Origin of the sequence: Idiomarina sp. (genome assembly GCF_048260185.1) — a bacterium.
Classification (GTDB): Bacteria; Pseudomonadota; Gammaproteobacteria; order Enterobacterales; family Alteromonadaceae; genus Idiomarina.
In genome coordinates, this window is record NZ_JBLXHB010000004.1 from 19,290 (window position 1) to 31,363 (window position 12,074).

The 12,074-nt window shown below is 47.3% G+C and carries 12 protein-coding genes; 6 read left to right on the top strand and 6 right to left on the bottom strand.

What is annotated here, in order from left to right:
- Positions 1-4 precede the first annotated feature (4 nt).
- Positions 5-478, bottom strand: coding sequence for an Hsp20 family protein (locus tag ACN0RF_RS09555; protein WP_011235768.1), 474 nt, complete (start codon positions 476-478; stop codon positions 5-7).
- Positions 479-702: 224 nt separating this feature from the next.
- Here ACN0RF_RS09555 and ACN0RF_RS09560 point away from each other — a divergent pair, with 224 nt between their 5' ends.
- Both ACN0RF_RS09560 and ACN0RF_RS09565 read left to right on the top strand, forming a co-directional pair.
- A complete protein-coding gene (locus ACN0RF_RS09560) occupies positions 703-1,707 on the top strand; it encodes a hypothetical protein (RefSeq protein WP_417438817.1) in 1,005 nt (334 codons plus the stop codon).
- A gap of 11 nt (positions 1,708-1,718) precedes the next feature.
- Complete coding sequence (locus ACN0RF_RS09565; RefSeq protein ID WP_417438818.1) at positions 1,719-2,543, top strand: mechanosensitive ion channel family protein; 825 nt, start codon at positions 1,719-1,721, stop codon at positions 2,541-2,543.
- Here the strand turns inward: ACN0RF_RS09565 and ACN0RF_RS09570 are convergent.
- Positions 2,540-4,372, bottom strand: coding sequence for an ABC transporter ATP-binding protein (locus ACN0RF_RS09570; protein ID WP_417438819.1), 1,833 nt, complete (start codon positions 4,370-4,372; stop codon positions 2,540-2,542). The genes ACN0RF_RS09565 and ACN0RF_RS09570 overlap by 4 nt on opposite strands.
- Before the next feature lie 115 nt (positions 4,373-4,487).
- Here ACN0RF_RS09570 and ACN0RF_RS09575 point away from each other — a divergent pair, with 115 nt between their 5' ends.
- Positions 4,488-4,907 carry a DUF6746 family protein gene (locus ACN0RF_RS09575; RefSeq protein WP_034822904.1) on the top strand — a complete coding sequence of 140 codons (420 nt, stop codon included), beginning with the start codon at positions 4,488-4,490 and terminating at the stop codon, positions 4,905-4,907.
- A 4-nt stretch (positions 4,908-4,911) separates the two neighbouring features.
- Here ACN0RF_RS09575 and ACN0RF_RS09580 read toward each other — a convergent pair whose 3' ends face one another.
- Both ACN0RF_RS09580 and ACN0RF_RS09585 read right to left on the bottom strand, forming a co-directional pair.
- Entirely contained in the window at positions 4,912-6,018 is a 1,107-nt protein-coding gene (locus ACN0RF_RS09580) for a threonine aldolase family protein (protein WP_417438820.1), read from the bottom strand.
- A 7-nt stretch (positions 6,019-6,025) separates the two neighbouring features.
- On the bottom strand, positions 6,026-6,277 hold the full coding sequence (locus ACN0RF_RS09585; protein WP_011235762.1) for a hypothetical protein: 252 nt from the start codon (positions 6,275-6,277) through the stop codon (positions 6,026-6,028).
- A 94-nt stretch (positions 6,278-6,371) separates the two neighbouring features.
- On the opposite strand from ACN0RF_RS09585, the gene ACN0RF_RS09590 reads away from it, so the two are divergent.
- Positions 6,372-8,243 (top strand): DUF885 domain-containing protein, encoded by a 1,872-nt coding sequence (locus ACN0RF_RS09590; protein WP_417438821.1) that lies wholly within the window; start codon positions 6,372-6,374, stop codon positions 8,241-8,243.
- Positions 8,244-8,258: 15 nt separating this feature from the next.
- Positions 8,259-9,125, top strand: coding sequence for a tetratricopeptide repeat protein (locus ACN0RF_RS09595; protein WP_417438822.1), 867 nt, complete (start codon positions 8,259-8,261; stop codon positions 9,123-9,125).
- On the opposite strand, the gene ACN0RF_RS09600 is transcribed toward ACN0RF_RS09595, so the two are convergent.
- Both ACN0RF_RS09600 and ACN0RF_RS09605 read right to left on the bottom strand, forming a co-directional pair.
- Complete coding sequence (locus ACN0RF_RS09600; RefSeq protein WP_417438823.1) at positions 9,122-10,231, bottom strand: sensor domain-containing diguanylate cyclase; 1,110 nt, start codon at positions 10,229-10,231, stop codon at positions 9,122-9,124. The genes ACN0RF_RS09595 and ACN0RF_RS09600 overlap by 4 nt on opposite strands.
- An 88-nt stretch (positions 10,232-10,319) precedes the next feature.
- Complete coding sequence (locus ACN0RF_RS09605; RefSeq protein ID WP_253618532.1) at positions 10,320-10,934, bottom strand: LysE family translocator; 615 nt, start codon at positions 10,932-10,934, stop codon at positions 10,320-10,322.
- Between the two features lie 182 nt (positions 10,935-11,116).
- On the opposite strand from ACN0RF_RS09605, the gene ACN0RF_RS09610 reads away from it, so the two are divergent.
- The gene (locus tag ACN0RF_RS09610) at positions 11,117-12,013 is read left to right on the top strand and encodes a glycosyltransferase (protein ID WP_417438824.1); all 897 of its coding nucleotides are present in this window, start codon (positions 11,117-11,119) and stop codon (positions 12,011-12,013) included.
- The last annotated feature ends 61 nt before the right edge of the window (positions 12,014-12,074 follow it).

Genomic DNA, 12,074 nt, shown 5'->3' on the forward strand with positions numbered 1-12,074 from the left:
AAGTTTAAGCAGCACTTTCCTTACTTTTGGAACGATCTTGCAGCAGGTCTTTAGTTGAACTGCTAATGTCGATACGTTTCGGTTTCTTGGCTTCAGGAATATTCTTCACCAGGCCGACCGTTAACAGACCGTTCTTTAAGGCTGCGCCGGTGACTTCAATGTGCTCAGCCAGGCTGAACTTACGTTCGAAGGCACGGTTTGCAATGCCGCGGTGCAGATATTCGCGTTTTTCGTTTTCTTCGGCTTTTTTGCCGGTCACACGAAGTACGCCGTTCTCTACTTCAATTTCCAGATCATCCTCTTCAAAACCTGCAACCGCCAGTGTAACGGCGTACTGGTTTTCTGCTACCAGTTCAATGTTGTAGGGAGGATATCCGGTTGCACCAGTATCTGAGCGTAGTGCCGAATCCAGCAAAGATGCCATGCGGTCAAAACCTACACTGCTACGATATAGAGGGCTTAAGTCGATAGTTGCCATAGTCATTCTCCTTTGAAGCAATAACTTTAAAATGTTTAATTAAGTGACACACCATGTGTCGGTTAAGGCGGCTCTCTCAGAGACACCTGCCTTAACTTCTATATGTGTACTGCTCAATTTGGTTTCAAGAGTCGGGTTGCAAAATTTTCATTGGACTCTGCTTCAAGGCACTCTATTATCGGGGCTAAGCAATACTTTATTTATTTGTGAAAAGGATTCTCAGGATGGCCGAAGAGCCAGAAAAAACATGGCAATGGGTTACTGTTGATGAATATAAAAAGCCAGCCGTTCCTACCGTCATTAAGGTAAAAAAATGGTGGCAAAAAATAATTCGCTGGGTAACACCTGACCCGGAACAAGAAGTTGAAGAGGATCAGCCTGAGGCGCTTGAGCTCAGTTTTGATGACGCAGCAGATGCTTTGGAGCAGTGTTTTTCTGAGTGGTTGGAAGACGACGAAGATAACAGCTTACGCTGGATTATAGCGCCGCCTCATTCAGGTGTTACTGAAGCAGTTCAAAAATGGGTGAAAAAACACGAAATAACTGAGTTGTGTTTACCCGACAGAATGTCGCTTTGCGATCCTGATGAGGATTCTTTGCCGGAATTTCCGACCGAAACTGATAAAACCGGACCCTGGGTGATGCCGCAATTGGCTCATGGTTTTCTCCGCCAAACCAATGGTCTGCGCTGGGTGCGCGAGTTTTTTTCACAGGTGCTTTCCGGGGAGGCTGGTAAAGGCATTATTGTTTGCGACAGCTGGGCCTGGGCTTTCCTGGAAAAAGTATGGCCCGTACCTGTGAGTCAGTTATGGACCCTGCAGGGGCTGGATCAGGAGGCGCTAGAGCAACTCGGGTTGGCTCGCGGTGATGGTCGTTTACGCGCTTTAGCCGCTCTCAGCCGCGGAAATGCCGGTATAGCAGCGGCATACTCCGATCGTTACCAGCGCAGCAGCGAGGACGCTTTTGAAACCCCGGTTTTACCCTCCGATATTATCGATGCAACGGCCTTTGTTTGCTATGCACTGCTGCTTCATCGGGGATTAAGCAAAACGGATTTGGTTAAAGTTTTGCCTATTATTTCCAAAAGCCAGATTGAAATTCAGTTACAAATTTTGCGTCAACGCAGCTTAATTGAGCTGGAACAAGACTGTTGGTATGTTACCGCTCGCGGTTACCCCGTAGTCCGGGATTTGCTGACTGCCCGTGGTTTCTGGCTAGATAGGTTTTAAGGGAGAGAGTTATGGAAACAGGTTCATTAAACGACGTGGTCGGACTCTTCAAGTCGCTGGATGGCTTTGCCCTTTTCGAAATCGCGGTCATTATTGCCGTTGCGTTGGCGGTGGTTTGGGTTATCCAGAGGATACTACCTTGGATTGCTTCAAATCTGCATGGCAAAAGGCGGTTGTACGTTTTGGCATTAGTGCCAATGATCCGCATACTGGTTCTGGTTATTGCCCTGGTGATGATCATTCCGCGTATTATTGAGCCAACAATGCAAAATATGGTAGCGACACTCGGTGCTGCCGGTCTGGCTATTGGTTTTGCGTTAAAAGATTATGTCAGCAGCTTAATTGCCGGAGTGGTAGCCATTCACGAAATGCCCTACCGCCCGGGTGACTGGATAGAAGTGGATGGAAGTTATGGCGAAGTCACCCATATTGGCATGCGCACAGTTGAACTGGTTACTAATGATGACACCGTTATTTGGGTACCACATTTAAAACTCTGGGATAACTTAATACATAATGCCAACAACGGTGGGCCCAGCTTAATGTGCATTGCTGAGTTTTATACTCAGCCGGAAGCCGACGCCTATCAAATTCGCGACGCGCTGGAGGAAGTAGCGCTGACCAGCCCTTATCTACAACTCGGTAAGCCAATAGCGGTTACTGCAGCAGAACAACCCTGGGGCACAAAGTATCGCTTAAAAGCCTACCCAATAGACCCCCGACAGCAGTTTCAGTTTATTACTGACATGACAGCCCGGGGCAAAAAACGGCTAATCGAATTGGGCGTACGCTTCGCCAAGGTTGAATCGGACGAAGCGTACGAACTCACTCATTAAGCTTCTTCCGCTAAAAAGCCGCCGGACTGGTGGCGCCATAATTTGGCGTAAAGTCCATCCTGAGCAAGCAGCTGTTCGTGGCTGCCTTGCTCAATAATCTCCCCCTGATCCATTACTACTAGCTTGTCCATAGCCGCAATAGTGGATAAGCGGTGGGCAATAGCAATAACCGTTTTGCCCTGCATGAGTTTATACAGATTTTCCTGAATGGCGTTTTCTACTTCCGAATCCAGCGCTGAGGTTGCTTCGTCCAGAATCAGAATGGGTGCATCTTTTAACATGACACGGGCAATAGCAATTCGCTGGCGCTGACCACCTGAGAGTTTCACGCCGCGTTCGCCGACATGGGCATCCAGACCTGTACGACCTTTGCTGTCACTTAAGTCCGCAATAAATTCTTCACAATGCGCCTCGCGTATCGCCTTCATTAAGTCCTCTTCACTGGCATCGGGGCGCCCATACAAAATATTGTCGCGTACTGAGCGATGCAACAAAGAGGTGTCCTGAGTCACCATGCCAATGTTCGCGCGCAAACTGTCCTGCTGCACTTTATTAATAGGTTTATCATCAATACGAACTTCGCCGCCCTCAACGTCGTAGAAGCGTAACAACAAATTCACCAGCGTGGATTTACCTGCACCTGAGCGTCCGACAATACCGACTTTCTCGCCCGGTTTAATGTGCAGATTAAAGTCATCCATAACGCCATGACCTTTACCATAATGAAAGCGAACATGGTCAAAATTAATGTCGCCGGAAGTCACGTTTAAAGCGGGCGCATTGGGTTCATCGACAATGCGCTGTGGTACAGCAATTGAGCCAATACCGTCCTGAACCGTACCAATGCTTTCAAACAGCGTCGACATTTGCCACATAACCATTTGCGACATGCCAAACAAGCGCAGAACCAGACCGATAACGACAGCAACAGCGCCTAAAGTCACTGCATTATCCATCCATAGCACAATGGCGGTGGCAGCAGAGCTGAACAACAATGCGCAGTTTATAAAGTAGAGAAAGCCATAAAGCTGCGTAACCAGGCGCATTTGCTTATGCACTGTTCCCAGAAAAGTGTCCATACCCTCGTGCGCAAACTCGGCCTCGCGTAGCGAGTGTGAGAACAACTTAACGGTTTGAATGTTGGTATAGGAGTCGACAATGCGTCCGGTCATATTAGAGCGGGCATCTGCCTGTTCGGCTGATATTTTACCCAGTTTAGGCACAAAGAAGCGTAACAACAGAGCGTACAGAATAAGCCAGCAAGCCAGCGGCAGCATCATTCGCCAGTCGGCACTACCAATAATGACAAACATCCCCAGGAAATAGACAGCGACGTAGTTCACAACCTCAATAAAGGTCATGATGCATTGCCGCAGCGCGAGTGAGGTTTGCATTAATTTGGTGGCGACCCGGCCGGCAAACTCATCCTGATAGTAACTCATGGACTGTTTCATCAGGTAGCGATGTCCCAGCCAGCGAATGCGCATTGGAAAGTTACCCAGCAACGTCTGGTGGGTTAGCATAGAATGAAACCAGACCAGTAAGGGAAGACCGATTAAAACCATCGCGCTCATTCCAAGCAATGGCCAGAACTGATCGTTTAATAAGGTTTCTTTGTCCTGTGCTGACAGCCAGTCAACAATTTGCCCTAAAAAGCCAAATAACCAGACTTCGGCAATGGCAATAGCGGCCATAAGCAGCGCGGTTACCGCAATAAAAGGAGTCGCCCCTTTGGTAAAATGCCAGCAGAATGAAAAAAATCCGGTAGGAGCCTGAGTGGGTTCCTCCGTAGGAAAAGGGTTTAGTCGGCGCTCAAACCAGGAAAACATTGCTTCACTCCTTGAGATACATCAAGCTAAAGGATATCAGGTTCACCGCCGTTCATCTTGTAAAAAACGGACACATGAACAATAATGATAACTATTAACAATAAATGAGGTTTTTATGAAACTTTTGTCCATGATGGCCGCAGGTGCGGCACTACTTTTTAACGTAGCGGCCATGGCCGACGACGATGAGCAGCGATACGAACATTTTAAACCAGAGCCAGCCGAGAATCTGGAACAGGCTATTATGAACCTGAACGAGTATAACGCGAAACTACAGGAAATTGTGAAGGGTGATTTAACCTCTCAGGACATGGCTAAAGTTCATGAACTGACGTACACACTGGAAGTGGCGCTGGCGCGTTTAAGCAAAGAGCTGGACATTGCAGCGAACTCACTGGAAGAAGTTCATCTGGGCTCTGAGCAAATGAATAAACAGCGTGTTAAAGGCTTTGGTAAAAGCTACTTAGACACGCTGAACCATGTGTTGGGCGAGCACCGCAAACACCACAAGGGCGACCGGAAAAAGCAACATTAATAACTTAGAGTGTTTCCAAAAACGCCTTAAAGTGTCGTAGCCAAAAACTCTGTGGCTGCGACATGGCGTTTCTTCCAATTGAAATTTCGCAAATAGCTTCGTCGTTCATCTCAGCTCTTGGCAGTGGCAATAATACAACCCCGGTATTGCTGGCATAATCCGTTATTTTTTCACTGAGTTCATTGGCTTTTAAAGCAAAATGCAGATGAAACATGGCCACTTGCGGCGTTTCTGGGTTAACTCGTACACCATCTAGCGTGTTCAGCGCCTCTCCTAGTGCGCGGGCGTAATTTACGGCTTCCGGCATAATTGGCAGGTTTTCCTTCAGGCCGTGGCGGGCAGACAGTACTTGCGGATATTGCGTAATGATATTCCCCCCGGCGCGGCGAGCCCAGATTTTCGCTTGCTCAATAAAACCCTCTGAGCCTGCCAGTATCGCTCCTGAAATGCCGCCTAAGTCTTTATAAAAGCTGACATAAACCGAGTCAAATAACTCACAGACTTCAGGCAGTGAGCAACCATACGCTGCTGGCACTTGCCATAAGCGCGCACCGTCCAGATGCATAGCAATATTGTGTTGTCGCGCCCACTCTGACTGCATGACTAAGTCGTCCCAGTCCGGCAGTTGCCCACCAATTTCGCGCATGGGCAGTTCCAGTAGTACGCTCGCTAAATCATCCGTTTGCACCGACTTTAGGTCGTTAAGCGTTATGGGTTTATCGGCAAAACCGGTTGTGGTGCCGTTTAATTTCCATAACGCCTCAAAACCCATCTGTTCATGTAACATTAAATGCGAGGTAGGATGTAATGCCACGCCGTTGCGCTGGCGCTCATCGGCATGCACGCGCAATGCCAAAGGCTGCGCCAGAGTCCCGGTTGGCAAAAACAACGCTGCGGGTTTATCTAGTAACTCCGCCACTTCCTCTTCAAAGTCATTAATAAGCGCGCCGCTGCCATAAACGTCTCTTTTCTCATTCGGTTGCAGTTGTTCTGCAAGCAACCTCAGTTCGTCGGCCATTGGGTTCTGCGGTTGCCGCAAAAGCGACGCGCTGGCCTGTTCAACGGCGTGTTGGTAAGCCTGTTTGATTTTTTCACTAATTGAGACTGACATGCTGCACCTATTTTGAATGGACTTTACCGCCAATAATTTTGTAAGCAGGGGTGCCGCGTATCATGGTTTCGCGCGCAAACTCCTGTCCACAGCCCGGGCAGTGACATGGTGTGGTCGTGTGGTCTTCAACAATCCGCTCGATAAAGCATTTTACTAAAGCGCCTTTGCCACCTTTTCTGTATTTAAATATGGGCGTTTTGCACTGCAGACAAGAAATCTGCACGGTGCGCACCGGCCCTTTCTTGTTCGGTTTCGCCATAAATTCTTCGGTTATAATTTAAGCATTTCCATTAGTGTAACAAGCACGCTATAGTTTTTCTTCCTGTATCAAAAGAAGAATAAAGGACACTGCTATGCGTTATTCCATTGTCGCCCTGGCTGTTTTGGGCTTATTAACGGCTTGTGGGCAACCGCAAGAGACCAATTCCGGTCAAAATTCTCAAACGGCTGCTGAGCAACCTAAACAAACTGAGCAAAGCTCACAATCTGAAACCGAACGTCTGAATCAGTGGTTTGAGGAAAAGTACGAAGAGCAACTTCAGCAAAGCCCTATTCAAATGACCTTCCTGGGCCGTAAAGATCGCTACGGCGACATTGATGATATGACCGTCGCTGCAGAGAAAAAACAATTAGAGTGGCTGGAAGGAACCGTTGAAGAGCTGAAAGCCAACTTTGACTACGACAAGCTAAACCTGGAAGCTCAGACGTCTTACGACGTTTGGGTTTACCAATACGAACAAGCTAAGCGTAATGCCGAATTCCGCGGCATGGACTACGTATTCGATCAAATGCGTGGCGCGCACACCTTCCTGCCGCAGTTTTTAATCAACTTCCACCGGGTTGATAACGTGGAAGACATGGAAGCTTATATTTCCCGTCTGGAAGGCGGTGCAACCGCTATTGAACAATTATTGCAGCGCGCTGAACAGCAAGTAGAGAATGGTGTTCGCGCGCCGCGCTTTGCGTATGAGCAAATTATTAAAGAAGCTAAAGGGCTGACATCGGGTGCGCCTTTTGATGAAGAAGGCGACTCAAGCTTGCTTGAAGACGCTAAAAACAAACTTAGCTCTCTTCAGGAAAGTGACGAGATCTCCGAAGAACAGGCCGATAAATACGAAAAAGAAGTGCGCAAGGTGCTGCTGGAACGTTTCCAGCCAAGTTACGAAGCGCTTATTAGCTTTCTGGAAAGCGATATTGAAAACACCGACGAAATCGCGACCGGCGTGCACCGTCTGGAAAACGGCGAAGCTTACTATAACGCCCGTTTAGCCAACTATACGACCACCGACTTAACGGCTGATGAAATTCATGAGATTGGTCTGAGTGAAGTCGAGCGTCTGACCAATGACATGATAGCCATTAAAGAGAAAGTCGAATTTGACGGCGATTTGCAGGACTTCTTTGATTATATCCGTACCGATGAGCGCTTCTTCTACCCGAACAATGACGAAGGCGCAGAGATGTACCTGGAAGATTCGCGCGAATACCTGGCTTACATTAATGAAAAGCTACCGGAATATTTTGGTATTTTGCCAAAAGCCGACTTGGTAGTGAAACGCGTTGAACCTTTCCGTGAGCAAGATGGTGCTGCCCAGCATTACTATCCCGGCTCGCCTGACGGTGATCGCCCGGGTATTTACTATGCGCATTTGTCCGATATGAGCTCGATGCCGAAAAATGAGATGGAAGCCATTGCTTATCATGAAGGTAATCCGGGTCACCATATGCAAATTTCTATTGCTCAGGAACTGGAGTCCGTACCGGAGTTTCGTACTCAGGCTGGCTTTACGGTTTATAGCGAAGGCTGGGGTTTATATTCAGAGCAGTTAGCCAAGGAAATGGGTGCCTATGAAGACCCTTACTCTGACTTTGGTCGCTTAACCACGGAAATCTGGCGTGCCGTGCGCTTAGTTGTGGATACCGGCATGCATGCTAAAGGCTGGACTGAAGAGGAAGCGGTTAAGTACTTCCAGGAGCACACCCCAATTGCTGAAGGCGCGGTGCGTTCAGAAGTGCGCCGCTATCTGGTTATGCCGGGTCAGGCAACAGCTTATAAAATTGGCATGATCCGCATTCTGGAACTGCGAGAAGAGGCCAAAGAGGCTTTAGGTGACAAGTTCGATATCCGTGGTTTCCACGACACGGTTCTTGGTGGTGGTGCACTACCGCTGCATATTCTGGAACGTCGAGTTAACCAGTGGGTTGAAGAGCAGAAAAAAGCCTAGCTAAGGAGAGTTATTGTGAAATGGCTAGTATTGGTACTGACAACTGCTTTATTTCTCCCCGGCGGTTATGCCGGGGAGTCAACTAAGCAAATTATTCAAAATCATTTGTCCGAACAGCGGCTGGATGACGCCGAAGATACCGTGGAAGACTGGGTCAAGAATGAGCCGGAAAATGCTGAAGCCTGGCATATACGCGGTATCGTTATGGCCCAGCAGGCACAGGACTCTTTTTTCAGTGCGCTCAGTTATGCTGGCAAGTCTGTCGACTCTTTTGAAAAAGCCGTAGAGCTTGAACCTGGTTCGCTGGAATATCGCACTGCGTTACTGCAGTTTTATATGATGGCACCTTCAATAGCTGGTGGCGATGATGAAAAAGCACTGGCGCAAATTGAGGCCATTAAGGAAATAGATGCGGTGGAAGGAGCATTTGCCCGAGTTAAATACCTGCAACATCATGAAAAAGAAGAGCAGGCGCGGACACTAGTGAATGAAATTTTAGCTGAGCATCCGAATAATGCCGACGTTCTGGTTTATCTTGGCTTTCAGGAACAAAAAGACGGGAATTATGAAAAGGCGTTCTCGCTTTTTGAACAGGCAGCTGAGGGTGAATCGAGAAAAGGCGAAGCTCCGGTAATGGCTTTATACCAATTCGGTAAAACCTCAGTTTTGGCGGAGGAACACCTGGATAAAGGCATCGTTGCACTGCAACAATATTTGGACACTGAGTTACCGGACAGCGCGCCAAAAGCTCACTGGGCAAACTTTCGGTTAGCTCAATTGCTTGCCCTGAAAGGGAATGACAAGGAGTCTCAGCAGCTTATCGCCAGCCTGAAAAAGATTGACGATAAAGAGCTTCAGAAACAGCTGTCCAGCTGGAACTAAGTATCTAAATAACCCCGGTTGCGACCATCCGACTTAGCGCGATACAGCGCTGAGTCGGCTTTAGATATCATGCGGGCAATTAAGTCTTCGGTGTTTTCAGTAGCCCTTGGCTTATGAATATAGCCCCCTATGCTGATAGTTAAATAAGGTGCAACTTCTGAGGCGCCGTGCTCGATTTTTAAATCCCGCACGGCTTTTAACAACTGGTTCATGCTTTCTTTCGTTTTTTCTTCATCGGTAGCGGAAATAACCGCAACGAATTCTTCACCGCCATAACGCGCGATAAAGTCAGTATTACGCTGTAGCTGCTCAAACATTACGTCAGCGACAGATTTCAGCGCCTGGTCGCCCTGCAAATGCCCGTAGTGGTCGTTGTATGGTTTGAACTGGTCAATATCAATAATGAGCAAAGCCAGTGGTGTCTTATGGCGCGATGCGCGCTGTACTTCGTTAGTAATACGTTCATCGAAAGCGCGGCGGTTAGCTATGCCGGTTAAACCGTCCTGTGCTACTTGTGCTTGTAGCAGGCGGTTGGCCTTTTCCAATGCTCGTTGTGTATGGATGAGCTCGGAATAGGTGCGCTGGCGCTCCAGCGTATTCGCTACCATATCGGCAACCAGCCGTAGACGACGAATTTCTTCCGGTGTCCACTGCCGTTCTTGTCGCACCATGTCGCAACCGACAAAACCCAGCAGGTGCTGGTTTGCGACCAGCCCAACGCAAATAACTGATTTAATTTGCTCGCGCTCAAACTCGGCTCTTTCGGCTGTAGCCTCTGGAGGTAATAAATCAATATTATCTACAATGCATTTATGATGGGTTTTTATCTGCTCAAAAAACCAGGGAAGTTCTTCTAACGCAACCGATTGAAGATCGGTGATATGTGCTTGATAACCGTCTCTCACCCACTCATGGGTATTGGTCATATTTTGGATATTGTCGTCGAACTCAAATACGTAACAACGATCAGTGTCAGTGTAATTGCCGATAGCAGCAATTACCTCCTCTATACATTCGTAAGTTTCAGCCGGCTCGCTGTTAATAAGGCGGGTCGACAGTTCAGAGATAAGCTGATCAAAAGATATTTGCGCAGTTTTTGGATCCATGGCTCACCCCTGTTCTTTTCATAATCTTTCGATTAACCGTTAACGAGTTTAGCTTACATTGTTATTTTTATGTTAATCAAACAAAGATTTAAGCAAAATAAAATTGTAATATATCCTCTACGACAGGAAGCACAGAAAAGACCAGTAGTAAGGCCATGGAAATATTAAAAATTCTTTGTGCGGTGTGGTTGGTTAGCAATTGACGCAATCCGGCGCCTGCAATGAGCCAAATTCCTACACAAGGGAAGGCTACAGCCAAAAAGGCCGCTGTTATCTCTATTACTTCGGACCAAAGCGTTCCAGCTACGGTAGTAAATGCAGCAACCGCACCCGTTGCCATAACCCAGGCTTTACCGTTAACCCATTGAAACAACACCGCTTGCCAGAAAGTCAGGGGTTTGCGGTCGCCTTTTTCAATGGTTTTCGGTGTTTGTGAGCCAATAACCCAGGCCAGCCAGAGCAAATAAAGTGTACCGGCAACCTTTATCAGTTGGTGCAGCAGTGGAAACTGTTCCAAGATGGAACCGAACCCCATACCAACCACTAACACCATAGCCGGAAAGCCAAAGCAGATGCCCAGAAAGTGCGGCAGGCTGGCTTTAATACCGTAGTTCACCCCCGACGACATGATCATAATGTTATTAGGGCCCGGTGTTATGGTGGTTGAAAAGGCAAAGAAAAATACGGCGATAAAGATTTCCATAAGCAGGCCCTGTTGACTTCTTAGCGGATATGAAGCGACGTTAAGGTTAACTAATGGTAATAAATAGTTAACAATTTGAAGCTACATTAATAATACCAAGGTTACAAATTGAACTAATGTTCTGTAACCTGTGTCGAAAATATCACATTCCTTTTAAAAAACGAAAACGGGGCAATAACTTAATGGCGACACAGCATTGGCTACAGCAGAGTAAAGAATTCGTTTTACGATTTGCAGTTTCCAGCCCTTTTCCTGCCAGTTGGTTTTACGATGTCCCCCAGTCTACAGAAATTGATGATATAACCAGTCCTCCAGAGCATATTGAAATAGTCAGTCACTGCTGGAACTACTCGCATTTGTTTGTATATCAGTTGAAGTCGTTAGTTGATCACGCACCGAAAGACTTTAAAGTGACCCTGACCGGCTTCTACTGCCCTGAAGACAAAGAGACAGTAGCTTTAATTGAAGAATATGCCAGTAAGAAAATTGATAATATTGAGTGGAATTTCGTTGCGCTTGAAAAGAACGATTTAATGCGACGCGCTATTGGTCGCAATAAAGCCGCGAAAGAAACCAAAGCCGACTGGATATGGTTTACCGACTGCGACTTAATGTTTGGGGAAAATACCTTTCCCAGCTTGAAAGAGGCGCTCACTAAAGAATCGTGTATTCTGGTGTTCCCCGAAAAAGTTGCACGCACGGCTTTGTTAAGCAAAGAGCACGACGTTCTGTGTAACGGCAAAGAAATTTCGACCGATGAATGCCTGAAAAAAGCTGGCTATAACTACCACACCTTCAGCAAAGCAACGGGTCCCGTACAAATTACTCACGGTGATACCGCCCGCCGCTATGGTTACTGTGAGCAGACAAGTTGCTACCAGGCACCGAAAGACCATTGGGCCAAAGCCTATGAAGATCGCGCGTTTCGCTGGTTACTGGGTACGCACGGAAAGCCGCTGGATATTGAAGACGTATCCATTATCCGACACGTTGAAAAAGGCCGTTACAAAAAAGACTCGGCCTTTTCCGAAATGCGCAAGGCCAACCGTCAGGCCAAGGACAAGTTACTGACCAAATAAGCGCGTCGATAAGTTGCTCTATAACTAGTAAGATAATTCTCTATTGATTAGGATGAATGTC